An 18209-nucleotide genomic window follows, 5' to 3' on the forward strand; every position below is an offset into this window, starting at 1 on the left:
GTCGCTGGTGACGTTACCGGCGGTGGGCCGGCTTGTCAGCGGCCGTTCGGCCCTCCTCGTACCACCGGTAGTCGGCTGATGGACGGTACGTGCCGTTCAGCCAGGTGCTGGGGTGCTGTGCCACCCGGGACAGCTTCTCGGCCGTGGCGGGGCTGATCCGGCTGCCACCGGCCACGAGAAGCCGATCCAGTTCCCGGTGAGTGGCCATCAGACAGTCCTTCGGAAGCCCGTAGACGCTGATCACGCCGGACCCCACGAAGGTCAGCACCGGCGTAACGGGGATGGTCAGCCCCACCGCGTCGGAGAGGGCCTTGCTGGCCCGCCTGGCGTCCCGGCGGGCCTCGGTCACGTACGGAGGCCGCTTGCCGTTGATCTGCACGACGTCCCCGGCGACGAGCACCCGGGCCCGGCCGTGGTCGGCGATGGTCACCGCGAACAGGCCGCTCGGCCCGATGGCGAGGAACCCGGCGCGGTCGTCCTGGGTGCGGTCGAGCAGGACGTCCGCGACGTCGGTGCGGGGCCACTCGATGACGTGCCAGGCCGGCCCGAGATGGTCGAGCTGGCCGAGCGCCCGCGCTCCGGCAGCCTCCAGCCGACGGGCACCCCGCTCGGCACGGCGGCGGCGGGCCCATTCGAGCGGTGTCGGACGGACCGGCTCGAGAGCCCCGGGCGCCTCGACGCGGGGGTGGGGCACCGCGATGGGCGGCAGTGCCCGTGCGGTCGGTGCGGCTCGTCGTGCGGGAAAGACAGTCATCGTCGTCGACCTCCGGCAAAAGGTCCCTCGAAGTTATGTCCTCACTACCCTACGTTGCCACTCCCGGTGTTCGGCAAGCCGGAGCGCCGGAGTGACTGTGGATGAATGCCATATTCATCCGCTGTTCTTTTCTCGGATGCCGCCAAACCCTGCCCTACGCTGCGGTGGTGACCCACTACGTCGACAGTGAAGTCGGTCGGCTCGGCACCGTGCTGCTGCACCGGCCCGGCCCGGAACTGGCCCGGCTCACCCCTCGCAACAACGATTCACTCCTGTTCGACGCGATCCCCTGGGTCGGCCGCGCCCAGGAGGAGCACGACGCGTTCGCCGCCGCGCTGCGCGAGCGCGGGGTCGAGGTGCTCTACCTGGCCACCCTGCTGGCCGAGACGCTTGCCGTCGAGGACGCCCGCGCCGAGCTGACCGAGGAGGTGCTGCGGTCCCGTCGACTCGGCGACACGCTCCGCGCCCGGGTCGCCGACCACCTCGCCTACCTGGACCCGGTCGCGCTTGCCGACGTACTCACCGCCGGTCTCGCCCACGAGGAGCTGCGGATCAGCTCGGAACGGCCGGGCGGCCTGGTCTACACCCTGATGGACCGCCACGACTTCGTCATCGACCCGCTGCCGAACCTGCTGTTCACCAGGGACTCGTCGCTGTGGATCGGCGACCGGGTCGGCGTCACCAGCCTGGCCATGCCGGCCCGCCGCCGCGAGACCACCCTGACCGACGCCATCTACCGCCACCATCCACGCTTCGCCGGCACCGAGTTCGTCTACCGCCCCAACCTGGAGCACCTGGAGGGCGGTGACGTCCTGCTGCTCGCACCCGGCGTCCTGGCGGTCGGGGTGGGCGAGCGGACCACCCCGGCCGGCGCGGAACGTCTCGGCCGGCAGGTCTTCGCCGCCGGGCTGGCCCACACCATCCTGGTGGTGCCGATCGCCCAGAAGCGCGCCACCATGCACCTGGACACCGTGTGCACGATGGTCGACGTCGACGCCGTGCTGATGTATCCGAACATCGCCAGCACGCTCTCGGCGTACACCGTGATCGCCGGTGCGGACGGCGAGGACCCGCGCGTGGACGGCCCGGCGCCCTTCCTGCGGGCCGCCGCCGACGCGATGGACCTGGACCAGCTCCGGGTCATCGACACCGGCCTGGACCCGGTCACCGCGGAACGCGAGCAGTGGGACGACGGCAACAACACCCTCGCCCTGGCGCCCCGGCTCTGCGTCGGCTACGAGCGCAACACCGAGACGAACGCGCAGTTGGAGCGGGCCGGCATCGAGGTCATCCCGATCGCCGGCTCGGAACTGGGCTCCGGCCGGGGAGGCCCGCGCTGCATGTCCTGCCCGATCGTCCGCGACCCGCTGCCCGTCGCCGGGTGACGATCGCGGCCGAGGTCAGCGCAGGGTGAGCTGACGGCCGAGCAACCCCTGCCGGGCCCGCCGGCCGGCGGCGTCCAGCGGCTCGGCGGTGGCGAGCGCCTCCGCGTACCGCTTGGCGAACTGCGCCACCGGGTCCTCCCAGTCGGCGGCCGGAGTCTCCTCCGGCAGGTCCCACACCGGCACCAGCCGACCGTGGGCGCGGAACATCCCGGCGAACTTGGTCTGCTCGCCGAGCGTCAGCGTTCCGGCCGCGCCCAGGCGGGCCAGCGCGTCCAGTGCGGCGTCCTCGTCGTCGGGCAGGACCCAGCGCACGTGCGCCTTCTCCGGGACCCGGCACCAGTACGCGGCCGTCGCAGCGGTCATCCGCACGGTCGGGTAGATGGCGGCGTTCGCCCGCTCCAGCGAAGCCTGGACACTCGGGTCGTCGGCCGCGCCGGGGTCGAGCCAGAACTCGAACCCGTCGTGCATGGTGATGTCCAGCGGGCCGTCCACCAGGATGTCCTGCAGTCGCGGCCCGGGACCGGGCAGCGGCGGTACGGACACCTGGCCGCCCGGCTCGGCCCGCAGCGCGCAGAGCAGCGCCTCGGCCAGGTCGCGGGAGACGTCGCCGGACTGCTGGTGGCGTTGCAGGCCGATGAGCACGCGCCCGTCCGCCTTGCTGATCGCCGGAGCGGCCATCGGCAGCACCGTGGCCAGCGTGACCGACCGGTCCCCGAATTCCTCGACGAGGGCGGGGGTCAGCCGCAGCGGCGCGGACGCGGCGGGCACCAGCTCGCGCAGGGCGATCCACTCGGACTCGTCGGCCAGCCCCTCGAACGGCCGCGGCACGAAGACGTCGCGCACCTTGTCCTTCCGGGGCGCGGTGTCGGCGGCGGCTCGCTGGCTCTTTCGACGCTTGCTCACGGCGTCACAGCCTAGAGCCCCAACCGGCGACCCGTGGGCCGGACCCACCCACCCCATCGCCTGCCGATCACGAAGTTGTTGTCACCGCGTCCGACGTGTCGGCAATACCCTCATGATCGACAATGTCAGCCGGTGGGGACCAGTCCGGGGTGGGAGGGGTGGGAGGTCGGATCGAAATCCGCCCAGACGCGCTGGCCCATGCCGTCGCGTTCGACACCCCAACAGGTCGCCAGGCCGGCCACGATGTGCAGACCTCGCCCGTCCACCGCGTCCGGGCTGGCCGTGCGGATCCTTGGGCTGGTGTTGGCACCGCCGTCGGTCACCCGCAACTGGACCCGCGGGCCCTCGGCGGAGGTCCGCAGTTGCCACGCCACCCGGACCACGCCGCCGGGCAGCGGCCGGGCGTGCCGGACCGAGTTGCCCACCAGCTCGGCGAGCACCGCGATCAGATCCGCGAGGAGCGTCGGCGTCACGACGTCAGCCAGGTCGTCGGCGAGCCGGTGTCGCGCCAGTCGTGCGCCGGCGGGATGGTGGGGCACCACCACGCACCACGCCCGATCCCTCGCTGCCGCTGCCACTGTCGCCTCCACGTCGCGCCACCGCCGGTCAACCGCGCGGTAGCCGCACCTCTGCGACCGTACCGCCGTCGGTCCTTGGACGTAGGGATACCCATCCATTCTGGTGTTCAACGATCCGGCGGACGAGATAGAGGCCGAGCCCCGCTCCCGGGTAGCCGCGCCGGTCGCCGGACTCGCCCTGCCAGAACCTGTCGAACGCCCGCTCGACGTGCTCCGGCCGGATGCCGATGCCCCGGTCACTGACCCGGAACGCGACCAACTGGCCGTCCACTCCGGCGGTGATCTCGATGGGGGAGCCCGGCGGCGAGTACTTGCCGGCGTTGGTGGCCAGTTCGGTCAGCACGGTGGCGAGGCTGGGCCGGTGGCCGAGCGCCTTGGGCAGGTCGGCCGGGAGACGCAGCGTCAGCCGGTGCCGCAGCTCCGCCGGCAGGTCCACGATGGCGGCGCGCAGCGCCGCACCGAGGTCGAAAGGGGTCGGTGGGTCGTCCCCCGGTCCCGCCTCGGCCGCCGAGGAGAGCAGCCGGTCGACAAGCCGGGCCAACTCGTTGGCGCGCTGCCCGATCACCCGTGCTGCCTGTCGCCTGTCGACCTCGGTCAGCGACTCCCAGTGGTCGGTGAGGGTGTCCGCGTACCCCTTGATGACGGTGACCGGCGTGCGCAGCTCGTGGCTGGTCACGGCGACGAACAGCTCCCGGTCGTGATCGCGGCGCTGCTGGTCGGTGATGTCGCGGAAGGTGACCACCCGCAGGGCGCCCGGGCCGGGCAGGTCGCCGGAGGTGATGCGCAGCCAGCGCCCGTCCGGCAGCCGGTGGTCGCGGACCTGACCAGAGGGTGGCAACGGAAACGGCAGTGGGCCGTTCAACGCCTGCTCCGCGGTCCGGCCGGTGACCTGGGCGGCGGCCGGGTTCCACAGCCGGACGTGGCCGTCCCGGTCGACCACCGCCAGCCCGTCGGCGAGTGCCGCCACCACCGGCCCGTCGCCGTGCACCGGCAATCCGCTCTGGTCGCCGTACATGTGCCCGATGCACGAGGCGAGGTAGGCGATCACCCCCTGCTGCTCGGTGCCCGGCTCGTCGTCGCCCGGGTAGAGGGCGTGCAGGCTGCCGACGGTGTGACCGCCGATCTCGGCCCGGGACACCACCATCCGGCGCAACCCGCTGCCGGCCAGCTCGGCGGCGAGCTTGCCGCTGAGGTCGGCCACCCGGACCTGGCTCACCCGAGGCCCAGAGAGCAGGCAGACGGTGTCCGGGTCGTCCACCGCGAGCGGTCGGCCGAGCGCCCACTCGGCCGCGCCGGTGGCCGCGATCACTCGGCCGCCGGTCGGGCCGAACTCGACGAACGCCATCCCGGTCGCGCCGAGCGTCGGTTGGCTCACCCGGAGGAGCTGGGTGAGGACCGGCAGACCCGCGTCCCCGGAATTGATCATCTCGATCACGGCGGCCTGGCCGGCGAGGAGAGCGGGGAAATCGATTCGCTCCGGCATGTGCCGAGTCTGCCCCGCCGGTCCGGCTTTCGGCACCCCCGGTTGTCGCGTAGGTAGGTGCGGCCGCTGCCGACGGTCGGGACGCTGGACGGGCAACTCGGCGTCGAGGCCCGTTCAGCGGTCCCGGTGGGCCAGGACGTGCGCGGGCCGGTCGGTGATGATCCCGTCCACCTCCTCGGCCAGCACCAGCTCCAGGTCGGCCGGTTCGTTGACCGTCCAGACGTACACCTGGTTGCCGGCGGCGCGCAGCGCGGGCAGCAGGCGCGGTCGGGCCCGGACCAGGCCGATGCCCGGCCCGGCGATGCGGGTGCCGAACGGCAGCCGGCCCAGCCGCAGCCAGGGTGGGAGCACCTCCAGCAGGAGCACGGTGGGCAGCGCGGGGGCCAACTCGTGGACCCGTCGTACCGCCAGCGGGGAGAACGACATGACGGTGACCTGGACCGGATCGTCCGGCGCCGGGTCGGCCAGCCCGTACCGTCGCAGCAGCTCGACCAGTCGCCGCTCCACGGTCGAGCCGTAGCGGGACGGGTGTTTCGTCTCGACCAGCAGCCGGACCGGCCGCCCGGCGGCGAGCACCGCGTCGAGCAGCCGGGCCAGCGTCAACAGCCGGGTGTGCGACTCGTCCGGCGGCAGATCGCCGCTCGGCGCGCTGCCCGGATGCCACGAGCCGAAGTCCAGTGCGTCCAGCTCGGCGAGCGTACGCGCGCTGACCAGACCGCGGCCGTTGCTGGTGCGGTCCAGCCGTCGGTCGTGTACGCAGACCAGATGCCCGTCCCGGGTCAGCCGGACGTCGCACTCCAGCCCGTCGGCACCCTCGTCGAGGGCGCGCAGGTACGCGGCGAGGGTGTGCTCCGGAAGGTCGTACGAGGCGCCGCGGTGCGCGAAGACCAGAGGCCCGCCCATCCCGGCCGCCTCAGATGACCTGGCCGGGCTGCCCGTTCGCGTCGACCACCGGACGGCCGACCGCTGCCCACTGGCGCATCCCGCCGTCGGCGTTGCGCACCTGCTCCCAGCCGTTGTTGACCAGGTAGGCGACGACCTGGGCGGAACGGCCACCGGAGCGGCAGATGACTGCCACGTCCCGGTCGGTGGGCACCTCGGCCAGTCGCGCCGGCAGCTCCATCATCGGCAGGTGGTGGGCGGTGGGCGCGTGGCCGGCCGCCCATTCGTCGGCCTCCCGCACGTCGAGCAGGTAGGTGTCGTCGGCGATCTCGGTCACGGGCACGGTGGGAACCTGGGGTCCGAACACAGGAAGCAACACTAGATCCTCGCGGGCCGGATCGGCACCGACTCGACAGTCGGTACGGTCACAACCGGGTCACCCAGCGCGGATTGGCCTGCGCCCAGGCCGGTACGCGGGTCCCTCGGACGGCCTCGAAGAGCCCGTTACCGCCGTTGTCGAGCACCACGTACGAGACCTGGTCGATGGTCTGTGGCGACGAGGGCACCTGGACGCCGTGCATACCGTCGGGCGGCAGCGCGCGGAGCGCGAGGAGCAGGTCCTCCAGGGGTACGCCGTTGGTGTCGACGGTCAGCGAGCCGCCGACCGCGCGGAGCACCTGGTCCAGTTTGACGGGGTTGCTGCGCAGGTCGGCGTGGCCGGCGCTGTCCAGCATCGCCCGCAGGAGCTGCTGCTGGTGGTGCTGCCTGTCGAAGTCGCCGTTCGGCAGGTCGTAGCGCTGCCGTACGTAGTCCAGCGCCTGCCCGCCGTCCATCTGCTGGCAGCCGGTGGGGAAGACCCGGTTGGTGTGGATCGAACGGACGGGGGTGTCCACGCACATCCGCACCCCGCCGAGGAGGTCGATCACCTTCCGGAAGCCGGAGAAGTCGATGAGCGCGGCGCCGTCGAAGCGGATGCCGGTGAGCCGGTTCAGGGTGACGGAGAGCAGTCGGGTGCCGGCCTGGCCGCCGCCGCCGTGCTCGTACGCCGCATTGATCTTGTCTTGGCCGCCGCCGAAGCCGTTCGCGGGTGGGATGGCGACCAGCAGGTCACGCGGGATGGAGACGAGGTACGCCTCCCGCCGCCCGGCGGGTACGTGCACGATGAGGATGGTGTCCGAGCGCTGGTCCGGCTCGCTGCTGCCGGCGCGTCGGTCGGTGCCGACCAGCAGGTAGTTGAGCGGCCCGTCCAGGTCGGTTCGGTCGGTGCGGGCGTCCGCGTCGAGCAGTTGCTCCTTGGTCACCGTACGGTCGTACCGGTGGCTCAGCGTCTTGAGCCCGACCAGGGCGAGCCCGGCCAGTACGGCGAGGGCCAGGCCGACGCCGACCAGGAGGCGTGACCAGCGGGCGCGGCGTGGCGCGGCCGGGCGTGCCCGGTCCGCTGCGTTCCGGCCCCACCTGGACGTGACGGCCTCCCCGCAGCCGATACGTGAAACCTGCTCACGTCAGGCTACGGGCGGTAACGGACCGGTCGCCGGGCTTTCCCCGACTTCGCGCGCCGCGACCTGCCGAGGCGACGCGACGGCCGTCACTTGCGGCCGGAGATCACCTCGGGGTGGTTGAAGACGAACTCGGCGAGCTTGTCCTTCTTGACCGCCTCGAACATCTGCATCGTTTCCTCGTTCAACGCCTCACGGTTGTTGTCGTTGCCGTTGAAGCTGCCGTTGTTGGTCTTCAACATCGTCAGTTCGTTCGCGGTGACCCCACGCATGGTGAAGATGAAGTCCTCGATCCGCGCGCCGCCGGTGTCCAGCACGAACGCCTTGCCGGCCGCCTTGATGAGCTGGTTCAGCTTGGCCGGGTTGGTCAGCATGCCGCCGTCGGTGGCCTTGCGCGCCATCGCCTTGATCAGTTGCTGCTGGTTCTGCTGCCGGTCGTAGTCGCCGCCGGGGAGCCCGTAGCGCTGCCGCGCGTAGTCGAGGGCGGCCCAGCCCTCCATCTCCTGGCAGCCCTTCTTGTGCACCACCGGGGTCATCTTCTTGCCGGTCTTCTTGGCGTCGGCGTTCCACATCGGCTTGCCGTCGACGAACGACATGTGGTGCGACTCGACCTGGTGGCTCACGCAGATCTTCACAGTGCCCAGCGTGTCGATGACGTTCTTGAACCCACCGAAGTTGATGATCGCCGCGCCGTCGAAGCTGACCCCGGTGAGGCGCTTGATCGTCTGGGCCATGAGCTGGGCGCCGCCCTCCCAGTTGCCGCCGTTTTTGGCGCCGGCCTGGAACGCGGCATTGATCTTGTCGGTGCCGCCGGTGAAGCCGCTCTTCTTGAAGGCCGGGATCTGCGCCTCGGTGTCGCGGGGGATCGAGATCAGGTACGCCTGGTCGTGCGAGGCCGGGATGTGCAGGATGATGATGCTGTCCGACCGGACGTTGTCGGCGGCCCAGCGCTCCCGCGCGTCCACGCCGAGCAGCAGCATGTCGATGGGCCCGTCCAGGCTCGCGCCACCCTCGGCGTCGGACTTGCTGGCGTCACCGAGCAGGTTGCGCTGGGCGATGTCTCCGGTCGCCTGGCCGATCAGCGCCTTGGCACCGACGATGGCCGCCCCGCTGCTGAGCATCAGCACCGCACCGAAGATCACGGTCAGGCGGGCCCAGAGCGGATCCTTGCGCTTGGGCCGCTTCTTCGCCGGCCCCTTACCGCCCGTCCGGCCGTCGCCGCGGCCAGGCGGGCGACCGCCCGGCCCCCCACCTGAGGGGCCTGGCTGCACGGGGATGGACGCGGCGATCCGGCCGCTCGGGGCGGCGGATCCGTTGGACGAAGGGCGACGGCTGGCCTGAACCGGCATGCGTGCTCCAGCTCGTGATCAGGAGGGGGCGGCCCCACTGTACGTACATCAATTCAACTTTGCGAGTTCATCCGGGCTCGACTCGGTCACCAGGCGCCGTCAACCGGGCGATCGTCCCCGCGTGGTGACCGTAAAGACGAGGTCGTCTCGGCTCCGGGTGGGCCGCGTCGCCACCGACGCGGCCCACCCCTGCGCTCAGCCTCCGTCGGTGTTCTTCGGCGGGTTGGCCTTTACCCAGTCCGCCATGGTGTCGGCCGACATGGCCTGGTACATCGCCAGCGCCTTCTCCCGGTTCGACACCACCACCGACTCACCGTTGATGGTGTCGCTACCCGAGTTCGGGCTGGTCAGGAACGTGAGGTTCTGCCCCCGCAGGTTGCGGAACTGCACAGCCATATCGGTTACCGAGAAACCCTGGTCGACGGTGACGGCCGCGGTCACCGACTTGAGGAAGTCGTTGAGTTTCTTCGGGTTCGCCAGGGTGCCGGTGCTCGCCGCCTTGTCCATCAGCGCGCGGAGGAACTCCTGCTGGTGCCGCATCCGGGCGAAGTCGCCCTCGGGGAACTGCTTGCGCTGCCGGATCCAGTCCAGCGCCTCCGAGCCGTCCATGTGGTTGGTGCCCTTGGTGAACGTCCGGTACGGCTTGTGGATCGAGGTGATCGTCCGCTCCACCTTCAGGTCCACTCCGCCGAGGGCGTCGGTGACCTCCTTGAAACCGCCGAAGTCGATCGCCATCACGTGGTCGATGCGGACGTCGGTGAAGCACTCCACGGTGCGGACGGCCAACGGCAGGCCACCGAACGCGAACGCCGCATTGATCTTCGCGCGCTGGCCGGAGCCACAGTCCGCACCGGCGCTCTGCGGGATCGGCACGTACAGGTCACGCGGGATGGAGACCAGGTACGCGGACTGGTGGTCGGCCGGGATGTGCATCACGATGATCGTGTCGGCCCGCCACTGGCTCTTGCTGTCGACAGGCGCGTCCGGGTCCCGGGAGTCGCTGCCGACCAGCAGGATGTTCAGCGCGCCGTCGACGGTCTTCGCCGGCCGGCCGCCGGTGATCTCCGCGAACGGGTCGGTGCGGGCCAGGTCGTTGTTGAGGTTGCGCGCGTACAGCCAGGCGCCCAGGCCGCCGAGCAGCGCCAACACCAGCACCGCGACCCCGGCGACCAGGCCGATCCGCCCCCAGCGCGGCCGGGGGCCACGGCGTCCCGGCCCACCGGCGCCACCGGGCCCGCCCGGTCCCGTCGGCCCCACCGGGCCGCCCGGGCCGGGCTGCTGCTGGTCGTACGACGGGTACCAGCGCGCCTCGGCGGGACGCGCGCGTCCGGAGGCGCCCCGGTCGGGGCCGGGCACCGAGGCGCGCCCGGCGCTGCGGTGCAGGTGCGGGTGAGGAACGCCGGCAGAGGTCGCTGACATGTAGCTCAGGGTACGTAGCGGGAGCCACTACCGCCCTCAGGCGACACTCAGCGATCGGAGGTCCGCCGCGAGCGGTTACCCTAGCCGCGCCCGGAAATACTCGATCGTGCGTCGCAGGCCGTCTTCGGGCGCCACGGCCGGCTCGTACCCGAGCAGTTCACGGGCGAGGGTCAGATCGGGGCGGCGCATCTCCGGGTCGTCAGAGCTGCGGGTGATGTACGTCACCTGTGAGCTGCTCTCGGAGAGTGACACGATCAACTCGGCGAGTTGACGCATGGACAGCTCGTGCTCGGTGCCGCAGTTGATCGGGCCGGTCTCGGTCGAGTCGAGTAGCAGCAGGATGCCGCGCACCAGGTCCTCGACGAAGCAGATCGACCGGGTCTGGTTGCCGGTGCCGTGCACGGTGATCGGCTCGCCGCGCAGCGCCTGGGAGATGAACGTGGGAATGGCCCGGCCGTCGTCCGGGCGCATCCGCGGGCCGTACGTGTTGAAGATCCGGACGATCGCCGCGTCCAGCCCGCGGTAGCGGTGGTACGCCATCGTGGCGGCCTCGGAGAAGCGCTTCGCCTCGTCGTAGACGCTGCGCACGCCGATGGGGTTGACGTTGCCCCAGTAGGTCTCGCGCTGCGGGTGCTCCTTCGGGTCCCCGTACGCCTCGGAGGTCGAGGCCATCAGGAACCGGGCGCCGTCGGCGACCGCGCGCTCCAACAGGTGCAGGGTGCCCACCGAGCCGACCCGGAGGATCTCCACCGGGAGTTGCGCGAAGTCGGTGGGGCTGGCCGGCGAGGCCATGTGCAGGATCGCGTCGAACCGCTCGGCCAGCGCCGGGTGGTGGGTCGGCAGGCCGTCGGAGATGTCCGCCTCGACAAGCGTGAAGGTCGGCCGGTCCAGGAGGTGGGCGACGTTCTCCTTGGAACCGGTGACGAAGTTGTCCAGCGCCACCACCGTGCAGCCCCGGGCGATCAGGGAGTCGACCAGGTGCGACGGGACGAAACCGGCGCCGCCGGTGACAAGTACGCGGTGACCGGAACCGAAGCGCTCAGCAACCTTCATGGCGGTCAGCCTACCGACAGCCGTTTGCGGCAAGAGGCCCCCTGCCGGCGCGTGGCGCCGACAGGGGGCCCGTGCCGCGGGTCAGTGGGCGCCGGAACCGGTGAGGGCGCGCACCTCCAGCTCGGCGTACTTCGCCTCGTCGTTCTCCTTGGAGATGAGCGTTCCGATCCATCCGCAGAGGAAGCCGAACGGGATGGAGAGGATGCCCGGGTTGGACAGCGGGAACCACTGCCAGTCGTGCTTCGGGAACATCGAGGTCGCCGCGCCCGAGACCACCGGCGAGAAGAACACCAGCAGTACGGCCGAGAGCAGACCGCCGTAGATCGCCCACACCGCGCCGGAGGTGTTGAACCGCCGCCAGAACAGGCTGTAGAGGATCGCCGGCAGGTTGCCCGAGGCGGCGACCGCGAAGGCCAACGCCACGAGGAACGCCACGTTGAGGTTCTGCGCGTAGATCGACAACAGGATCGAGATCGCGCCGATCACCAGGGCGGAGATCCGGGCGACCCGCACCTCCTGGCGCTCCGACGTCTCCCCCCTCTTCAGGACGTTCGCGTAGAAGTCGTGCGCCAGGCTGGACGAGGAGGCCAGGGTCAACCCGGCGACCACCGCCAGGATGGTGGCGAAGGCGACCGCCGCGATGACCGCCAGCAGGGCCGCGCCTCCCAGGTCACCGCCGAAGAAGCTGATGCCGAGCGCCTCGGCCAGCTGCGGCGCGGCGGTGTTGCCTGCCTTGTCCTGTGCGGTGATGGCCTCGCTGCCCACCAGCGCCGCCGCGCCGAAGCCGAGGGCCAGGGTGAGCAGGTAGAAGGTGCCGATGATGCCGATCGCCCAGAGCACACTCTTGCGGGCCGCCTTGGCGGTCGGCACGGTGTAGAAGCGGATCAGGATGTGCGGCAGGCCCGCCGTGCCGAGCACCAGGGCGATGCCGAGCGAGAGAAGGTCCATCTTGTTGTAGAACGTCTGCGTGGCGTTCCCAGCGACCTCCACGCCGTACCGCAGACCCGGTTCCAGCAGTTTGTCGCCCTTGCCGGAGGAGGCGGCGGCGGCGCCGAGCAGCTCCGACAGGTTGAAGTGGAACTTCGCCAGCACCAGGATGGTCATCAGCAGCGCGCCGGTCATCAGCAGGAACGCCTTGACGATCTGCACGTACGTGGTGCCCTTCATGCCACCCACGGTCACGTAGATGATCATCAGGGCGCCGACCATGATGATGGTCGCCACCTTGGCGGTGCCCGCGTCCATGCCGAGGAAGGTCGTCCCCGGCTTGATGCCGAGCAGCAGCGCGACAAGCGCGCCGGCGCCCACCATCTGTGCCAGCAGGTAGAAGATCGACACGGTGATGGTGGAGACCGCCGCCGCCGTCCGCACCGGCCGCTGACGCATCCGGAAGGCCAGCACGTCGGCCATGGTGTACCGGCCGGAGTTGCGCAGCAGTTCCGCGACGAGCAGCAGCGCCACCAGCCAGGCGACCAGGAAGCCGATCGAGTAGAGGAAGCCGTCGTAGCCGTAGAGGGCGATGATGCCGGCGATGCCGAGGAACGAGGCGGCCGACATGTAGTCGCCGCCGATCGCCATGCCGTTCTGGAATCCGGAGAAGGACCGACCGCCCGCGTAGAAGTCGGTGGCCGTCTTGGTCTGCCGGCTGGCCCAGATGGTGATGGCCAGGGTCACCGCCACGAAGACCAGGAACAGCGTGATGGTCAGGTTGCGGGCGGTGTGGTTGCCGGCTTCAGCCGCGAGGACCGTGTTCATGGGTCACCTCCCCGATCTCGGCGCGGATCCGGTCGGCGACCGGGTCGATCTTCCGGTCCGCGTACCGGGCGTAGAGCCACGCGATCAGGAACGTGGAGACGAACTGGAGCAGGCCGAAGACCAGCGCGACATTGATGTTGCTGTCGAACAGCTTCGTGCCCATGAAGTCCCGGGCGTACGCGCAGAGAATGACGTAGAGCGCGTACCACAGGAAGAACGCGACGGTCATCGGGAAGACGAAGCCGCGTAGCGCGCGCCGTAGCCCGGCGAACTCGTCCGACCGTTGCACGGCCAGGTACTTGTCCGGCTGGGAAGCGGTAGGCGTGGGTGTGTCCGTGGACATCTGTGGATCACCACCTTCACAGGCGTCGGGGGTAGTTCCGCGCACCGTAGAGAGCACGCTCCCCGCCGGGGAAGGCTGAGATCGACGCCGGTCGTCGAGTGCGCCGAGCGGTTGACTGGCTGCGCCGAGTGACCCAGGTCACCCCGGTGACCGGTCGGGCCGGTCAGTCCGCTTCGCAGCCCGCCAGCCCCGTCAGCCCGGCAGCTCGTGGTAACGCCCCCGGTAGTGCAGCAGCGGTGTGGCCTCCTCGGCCAGGTCTACCGCCTCGATGGTGGCCTCCACGAGCAGGCCCCAGCCGTACTCCCGGGCGGTGTCCAGCCGGCAGCCCACCCAGCCGCCGGCATCGGTCGGCACCGGACCGTAGGGGGTTTCGGTCCACGTGCCGCTGGCGAACAGCCCACCCGGCGCGGGAAAGAGGCCGGCGAACCGGTCGGCGAGCTGGCGGTGCGGCGGGCCGAGCGGCGCGACCGCGAACCGGCCCGCCTCCTCGACGGCGGCCCACAGATCGGACTCCGCGTCGATCAGCCCGAGCAGCCGGTCCGGCTCTCCCTCGGCGACCAGGGTGGACGAGACGGTCAGGCCCGCCGGACCGGGCGCCGTCCAGAGGGTCACCGGCGCGGCGAGCCGACCCCGCAGCCGGCGGACCGGCGATCGCTGCCCGGTCGGCACCGCGAACGGATCGGTGTGGTGGATCTCGGCACCCGGCTCATGATTCACGTGAAACATTGTGCCGCCCCGACCCCGCGCCCAACCCAGGAAGCGCTCGTGCAGGTCGGCGGGTCGCCCGTTGAGCCGGGCAAGCTGGTCGCCCGCCTCCGCCATCAGAGTGCCCAGATAGAACAGCAGCGCGGTGCGGTCGTGCCGGTAGTCGGCGAGCAGCGCCAGTCGCGCCGGCTGGCACGGCCAGAGCGCGCCGCAGCCCCGACACCGCCACAGCGGCCGCATCGGCACGTGCGGCCGGCTCACCAGCGCTCCCCGTCGGCCGCCGGTCTGGCTGGCCGGCCCTCGCGCGGTCCCGCCGGCCGGCCTGCGCGGGTCCGGCCGCCACCCGGGGGCGGCGCGGCCACCGCCGACCGCTTCGCCCACGCCGGTGGTCCGCCCGGCGCGGTCGTCGGCACCGCGGCCTTCCTCCTGCGGTACGACCACCGCGCCCAGATCCCGGCGAGGACGAACCCGACCATGAGCGATCCCTCCCAGTCGACGAGGGCCGCCCCGCTCGGGGGATGACCGGGGCGGCCCGACGCAGGACCGACCGCCGCCTCCACCGGCCGGGCCGCGCGTCCTCCACCCTGGACTCCCGGCCCCGGGCAGGGGAGGATTCCAGGGCTTACTACGCTGCGCAGTCGCGTACTTACCGGGAAGGTAAGGATGAACATCGAGATGTGGGTACGGGCGTTGAAGGCCGCCCGCGCCGGTGCCGAGGTCTCCCAGGAAGCACTGGCGACTGTGATCAAGTGGAGTCCGTCCACGGTGGCAGCCATCGAGACCGGACGACGCCGGCCCACCATGGAGTTCGCCGTCGCCGCGGACGAAGCCCTCGCCACCGGCGGCCTCCTCACCGAACTCCTCAGGGCGGCTGACCAGGAACACGGCCCGTCCTGGTTCGCGCAGTGGCGCGAATACGAGCAGCGAGCCCTGCGCTTACGCGCCTTCGAGGCGTGTCTTGTCCCGGGACTCCTCCAGACCGAGGCATATGCCAGTGCCGTCATCTCAGCGGGCGGACTGCACCCGCCCAACATGGTCGACGAGCTCGTCGCGGTCCGGCTGGAGCGTCAGAAGCTGCTGACCGGCGAAGTGCCGCCGCACTGCGTCTTCCTGCTGGACGAGACGGGCCTTCGTCGACCCGTGGGCGGTCCCGCCGTGCTCGATTCCCAACTCGGCCGACTACAGGAGGTAGCGGCCCTGCCGTTCGTCCGGCTGCACGTCATTCCGCTTGCGGTGGGTGAGCACGTCGGCCTCGGCGGTGGCTTCGTGCTCGCCGATCTGCCGGACAGGGACAGGGCGCTTTACCTGGAGAATGCCGTTCGGGGACACGTCATGGACGACCCCGAGATGATCGCCTTGATCGATCGCAAGTGGGATAGCCTGCTCGGCGAAGCACTCTCCACCAGCGCCTCGCTGGATCTGATCCGGAAGCTGAAGGTGACGCAATGACGATGAGCGAGCCAGGCTGGCGCACGTCCACCCGGTCGACCGACTCCGGCGGCAACTGCGTCGAGGTGGCGGACAATCTGCCCGGCGTCGTGCTGGTGCGGGACAGCAAGGATCGCTCCGGTCCGACGCTCACCTTCGCTCCGGCCGCCTGGCGTGACTTCGTCGCAGAGGCCGCCCAGACCGCCCAGGGCCGAAACGCCGGTTAGCGACGCGGGGTGACCGTGGCCAGCAGTTCCGGCTGACGACGGTCGAGCACGTCGCCGGCCAGGTACGCGCCCAGCAACGCCGCGCCCAGCCCGTACGCGACACCGACCGGCAGCGCCAGCCACAGCCAGGCGTCACCGAGCAGCGCGGCGGCGAGCACCAGCGGCACCGCGGCGACTGCCGTGGTGCCCATGGACAGCACGGTCAGCAGGCCCTTCGCCACGCCCGCGCCGCCGTTCATGGCGAACGGGTTGCTCGTCTCCGGCAGCGCGTACGCCGCGAGCACCGAGACGAAGCTGTTCACCGCCAGCCCGGCGCCGTAGGTGGCAGCCAGGCTGCCGGCGGTCAACCCGATCCAGCCCGGCCGACCGAGCAGCACCGACAGCAGCACCGCGACGAAGGCAAGCATCGGTAGGACGTACAGCGAAAATGCTGTCATCCGCGCGCGCAGCTCGACCCGCCCGGGAACACCGGCCACGACGTTCGCGGCGTAGGCGCTGCCGTCGAAGCCGAACTGGTTGGCCAGCGTGACCGAGGCGAGCACGCCGACGAAGATCATGGAGAGGGTGACAAGCGTCGGTGAGCTGTCGCCGGCACCCATGTTGAAGCCCTGCTCGTCCCCCGATGTGAAGCTCAAGCCGCCGTTGAACAGCACCGGAATGAAGATGCCCACCACCGCGATCGTGATCAGGTTGGCGCGGCGGCGGGCGTCCCGCCACCAGTAGCGGGCCTGCAGGGCGACAAGCGCGCCGAACCGGTCCCGCCGGGCCCAGTTGGCCGCCCGGGGAAACAGTTGGGCAACGGCCCCGCCGGTGACGCCGCGCTGCGCGGGGGCCTTGCCCCTGCTGGCCGTGCCCACCATCGCCGATTCCAGCGACCGGGACCACCAGGCCAGCAGGGCGACGATCGCCACCACCGTGATCAGCAGCTTCACCGGGGCGGCCCACACCCGTCCCTGCGCCACGTCGATGCCTGCCGTCCACGGTGCCCCGAACGGCGTCCACCCGATCACCGTCGCGACCCCCGTCAGCCGGGTCCAGTCCGTCTCGCGCAGCGCCGCCAGGCCGAAGACCTGCAACGGCCCGAGCAGCGCGGCGGCCACCGCCAGCAGCACGGCCGCCAGGTCCCGCACTCGGCGGGACCGCAGCATGCTGGCGAACGCGCTGGTAACGGCCCGGCTGGCGGCCACGCAGAGCAACAGCCCGGCGAGTACGCCGACCACTGCCACCAGGCCGGCGGACCAACCGCCCAACGACCAGGCGGTCACCACCAAGCCCAGCACGGCGAGCGACACCGCGAGCACCGGCACGCTTACCAGCGCGGCGGCGAACAGGCCGACGACAAGCGTGCGGCGCGGCAGCGGCAACAGCGCGAACCGGGCCGGGTCCAGTGTCTCGTCCACGCCGAAGAAGACCAGGGGCAGCAGCAGCCAGCCGAGCACCAGCAGGCCACCGCCGGCGGCCGCGACCAGCACCGCGTACCGGCCGTTGCCCGACATGCCGGGCGCGGCGAAGAGGAAGAAGCCGCTGGCCGCGAACCAGAGGCCGACCAGCGCGCCGCCGATGAACAGCGCGATCCGCCAGCCCTGGCCCCGGAAGTTGTTGCCCATCACCCGCAGCTTGAGCCGCACGAAGTGCCGGGCGGAGACCGTCCGCGCCGGGCTTGCGGGCGCGGCGGCGACGTTCACCGGGACAGCCATGACAGCTCGTCCCCGGTCGCGGTGCGCCCGCCGACCACCTCGACGAAGACCTGCTCCAGAGAACGGCCGCCCCGAACGTCGGCGATCGTGCCGACCCGCTTGATGGTGCCCTGGGCGAGGATCGCCACGTGCGAGCACAGGCGCTCCACGACCTCCATCACGTGACTGGAGAAGACCACCGTGCCGCCGCCGGCCGCGTACCGGGTCAGGATGTCGCGGATCAGTGCCGCCGACACCGGGTCGACCGCCTCGAACGGCTCGTCCAGCACCAGCACCCGTGGGCCGTGCAGCAACGCGCAGGCCAGGCCGATCTTCTTCTTCATGCCCGCCGAGTAGTCCACCACGAGCGTCCGGCCGGCGTCGCCGAGCGCCAGCACGTCCAGCAGCTCCGCGGCCCGCTGGTCGACCACCGCCGGATCCATGCCCCGCAACAACCCGTGGTACGCCAGCAGCTCCGCGCCGGTCAGCCGGTCGAACAGGCGTACCCCGTCGGGCATCACGCCGAGCAGCCGTTTGGCCGCCACCGGATCGCGCCAGACGTCCTGGCCGAGCACCCACGCCGAGCCGGCATCCGGTCGCAACAGCCCGACCGCCATCGACAGGGTGGTGGTCTTGCCGGCGCCGTTCGGGCCGAGCAGACCGTAGAAGGAGCCGGCAGGTACGTCCAGATCGACGCCGGCCACCGCGATCGTGCCGTCGAACCGCTTCGCGAGGCCACGCAGCGCGAGCGCGGGGTGCTCACCAGTCATGGA

The 18209-nt window shown here is 71.2% G+C and carries 18 protein-coding genes; 3 read left to right on the plus strand and 15 right to left on the minus strand.

The window, feature by feature from the left end:
• Positions 1–13: 13 nt before the first annotated feature.
• A complete protein-coding gene (locus ACGFIE_RS04915; RefSeq protein ID WP_363680694.1) occupies positions 14–754 on the minus strand; it encodes a hypothetical protein in 741 nt (246 codons plus the stop codon).
• 164 nt (positions 755–918) lie between these two features.
• On the opposite strand from ACGFIE_RS04915, the gene ACGFIE_RS04920 reads away from it, so the two are divergent.
• Positions 919–2139 (plus strand): arginine deiminase, encoded by a 1221-nt coding sequence (locus ACGFIE_RS04920; RefSeq protein ID WP_393291029.1) that lies wholly within the window; start codon positions 919–921, stop codon positions 2137–2139.
• Positions 2140–2154: 15 nt separating this feature from the next.
• Here ACGFIE_RS04920 and ACGFIE_RS04925 read toward each other — a convergent pair whose 3' ends face one another.
• The 12 genes from ACGFIE_RS04925 to ACGFIE_RS04980 all read right to left on the minus strand — a co-directional run bounded on the left by ACGFIE_RS04925 (position 2155) and on the right by ACGFIE_RS04980 (position 14345).
• A complete protein-coding gene (locus tag ACGFIE_RS04925) occupies positions 2155–3042 on the minus strand; it encodes a DUF5926 family protein (protein ID WP_393291032.1) in 888 nt (295 codons plus the stop codon).
• Positions 3043–3167: 125 nt separating this feature from the next.
• The gene (locus ACGFIE_RS04930; RefSeq protein ID WP_393291303.1) at positions 3168–3587 is read right to left on the minus strand and encodes an ATP-binding protein; all 420 of its coding nucleotides are present in this window, start codon (positions 3585–3587) and stop codon (positions 3168–3170) included.
• 61 nt (positions 3588–3648) lie between these two features.
• On the minus strand, positions 3649–5103 hold the full coding sequence (locus ACGFIE_RS04935; protein ID WP_393291034.1) for an ATP-binding protein: 1455 nt from the start codon (positions 5101–5103) through the stop codon (positions 3649–3651).
• A 114-nt stretch (positions 5104–5217) separates the two neighbouring features.
• A complete protein-coding gene (locus ACGFIE_RS04940; RefSeq protein ID WP_393291037.1) occupies positions 5218–6006 on the minus strand; it encodes a glycerophosphodiester phosphodiesterase in 789 nt (262 codons plus the stop codon).
• A 10-nt stretch (positions 6007–6016) separates the two neighbouring features.
• A complete protein-coding gene (locus ACGFIE_RS04945) occupies positions 6017–6352 on the minus strand; it encodes a rhodanese-like domain-containing protein (protein WP_039905019.1) in 336 nt (111 codons plus the stop codon).
• 58 nt (positions 6353–6410) lie between these two features.
• Positions 6411–7286, minus strand: coding sequence for an LCP family protein (locus ACGFIE_RS04950; protein ID WP_393291040.1), 876 nt, complete (start codon positions 7284–7286; stop codon positions 6411–6413).
• A gap of 284 nt (positions 7287–7570) precedes the next feature.
• Positions 7571–8830 (minus strand): LCP family protein, encoded by a 1260-nt coding sequence (locus ACGFIE_RS04955; protein ID WP_363680682.1) that lies wholly within the window; start codon positions 8828–8830, stop codon positions 7571–7573.
• Between the two features lie 195 nt (positions 8831–9025).
• Positions 9026–10249, minus strand: coding sequence for an LCP family protein (locus tag ACGFIE_RS04960; RefSeq protein ID WP_363680680.1), 1224 nt, complete (start codon positions 10247–10249; stop codon positions 9026–9028).
• 75 nt (positions 10250–10324) lie between these two features.
• On the minus strand, positions 10325–11302 hold the full coding sequence (locus ACGFIE_RS04965; protein ID WP_393291042.1) for an NAD-dependent epimerase/dehydratase family protein: 978 nt from the start codon (positions 11300–11302) through the stop codon (positions 10325–10327).
• Positions 11303–11383: 81 nt separating this feature from the next.
• On the minus strand, positions 11384–13057 hold the full coding sequence (locus tag ACGFIE_RS04970; RefSeq protein WP_393291044.1) for a cation acetate symporter: 1674 nt from the start codon (positions 13055–13057) through the stop codon (positions 11384–11386).
• Positions 13035–13400 carry a DUF485 domain-containing protein gene (locus tag ACGFIE_RS04975; RefSeq protein WP_363680674.1) on the minus strand — a complete coding sequence of 122 codons (366 nt, stop codon included), beginning with the start codon at positions 13398–13400 and terminating at the stop codon, positions 13035–13037. Before ACGFIE_RS04975 ends, ACGFIE_RS04970 begins: the two co-directional genes overlap by 23 nt.
• Positions 13401–13592: 192 nt before the next feature.
• On the minus strand, positions 13593–14345 hold the full coding sequence (locus ACGFIE_RS04980; protein WP_393291305.1) for a flavin reductase family protein: 753 nt from the start codon (positions 14343–14345) through the stop codon (positions 13593–13595).
• 423 nt (positions 14346–14768) lie between these two features.
• On the opposite strand from ACGFIE_RS04980, the gene ACGFIE_RS04985 reads away from it, so the two are divergent.
• Entirely contained in the window at positions 14769–15554 is a 786-nt protein-coding gene (locus ACGFIE_RS04985; protein ID WP_393291046.1) for a Scr1 family TA system antitoxin-like transcriptional regulator, read from the plus strand.
• Positions 15551–15760, plus strand: coding sequence for a DUF397 domain-containing protein (locus tag ACGFIE_RS04990; RefSeq protein ID WP_363680670.1), 210 nt, complete (start codon positions 15551–15553; stop codon positions 15758–15760). Before ACGFIE_RS04985 ends, ACGFIE_RS04990 begins: the two co-directional genes overlap by 4 nt.
• Here ACGFIE_RS04990 and ACGFIE_RS04995 read toward each other — a convergent pair.
• Together ACGFIE_RS04995 and ACGFIE_RS05000 are read right to left on the minus strand one after the other, a co-directional pair.
• On the minus strand, positions 15757–17457 hold the full coding sequence (locus ACGFIE_RS04995) for an ABC transporter permease (RefSeq protein WP_393291049.1): 1701 nt from the start codon (positions 17455–17457) through the stop codon (positions 15757–15759). The two genes, ACGFIE_RS04990 and ACGFIE_RS04995, sit on opposite strands and share 4 nt — an antisense overlap.
• Positions 17442–18206 carry an ABC transporter ATP-binding protein gene (locus ACGFIE_RS05000; RefSeq protein ID WP_393291051.1) on the minus strand — a complete coding sequence of 255 codons (765 nt, stop codon included), beginning with the start codon at positions 18204–18206 and terminating at the stop codon, positions 17442–17444. The genes ACGFIE_RS04995 and ACGFIE_RS05000 overlap by 16 nt, the downstream gene beginning before the upstream one ends.
• Positions 18207–18209: the final 3 nt, after the last annotated feature.

Origin of the sequence: Micromonospora sp. NPDC049275, from assembly GCF_043197115.1 — a bacterium.
GTDB lineage: Bacteria > Actinomycetota > Actinomycetes > Mycobacteriales > Micromonosporaceae > Micromonospora.

Bases quoted from the DNA above. Each gene is read 5' to 3' on its own strand.
- ACGFIE_RS05000 (WP_393291051.1), bottom strand. From the start codon at position 18,206: ATGACTGGTGAGCACCCCGCGCTCGCGCTGCGTGGCCTCGCGAAGCGG.
- ACGFIE_RS04975 (WP_363680674.1), bottom strand. From the start codon at position 13,400: ATGTCCACGGACACACCCACGCCTACCGCTTCCCAGCCGGACAAGTAC.
- ACGFIE_RS04935 (WP_393291034.1), bottom strand. From the start codon at position 5,103: ATGCCGGAGCGAATCGATTTCCCCGCTCTCCTCGCCGGCCAGGCCGCC.
- ACGFIE_RS04965 (WP_393291042.1), bottom strand. From the start codon at position 11,302: ATGAAGGTTGCTGAGCGCTTCGGTTCCGGTCACCGCGTACTTGTCACC.
- ACGFIE_RS04970 (WP_393291044.1), bottom strand. From the start codon at position 13,057: ATGAACACGGTCCTCGCGGCTGAAGCCGGCAACCACACCGCCCGCAAC.
- ACGFIE_RS04960 (WP_363680680.1), bottom strand. From the start codon at position 10,249: ATGTCAGCGACCTCTGCCGGCGTTCCTCACCCGCACCTGCACCGCAGC.
- ACGFIE_RS04940 (WP_393291037.1), bottom strand. From the start codon at position 6,006: ATGGGCGGGCCTCTGGTCTTCGCGCACCGCGGCGCCTCGTACGACCTT.
- ACGFIE_RS04915 (WP_363680694.1), bottom strand. From the start codon at position 754: ATGACTGTCTTTCCCGCACGACGAGCCGCACCGACCGCACGGGCACTG.
- ACGFIE_RS04980 (WP_393291305.1), bottom strand. From the start codon at position 14,345: ATGCGGCCGCTGTGGCGGTGTCGGGGCTGCGGCGCGCTCTGGCCGTGC.
- ACGFIE_RS04990 (WP_363680670.1), top strand. From the start codon at position 15,551: ATGACGATGAGCGAGCCAGGCTGGCGCACGTCCACCCGGTCGACCGAC.
- ACGFIE_RS04985 (WP_393291046.1), top strand. From the start codon at position 14,769: ATGAACATCGAGATGTGGGTACGGGCGTTGAAGGCCGCCCGCGCCGGT.
- ACGFIE_RS04955 (WP_363680682.1), bottom strand. From the start codon at position 8,830: ATGCCGGTTCAGGCCAGCCGTCGCCCTTCGTCCAACGGATCCGCCGCC.
- ACGFIE_RS04995 (WP_393291049.1), bottom strand. From the start codon at position 17,457: ATGGCTGTCCCGGTGAACGTCGCCGCCGCGCCCGCAAGCCCGGCGCGG.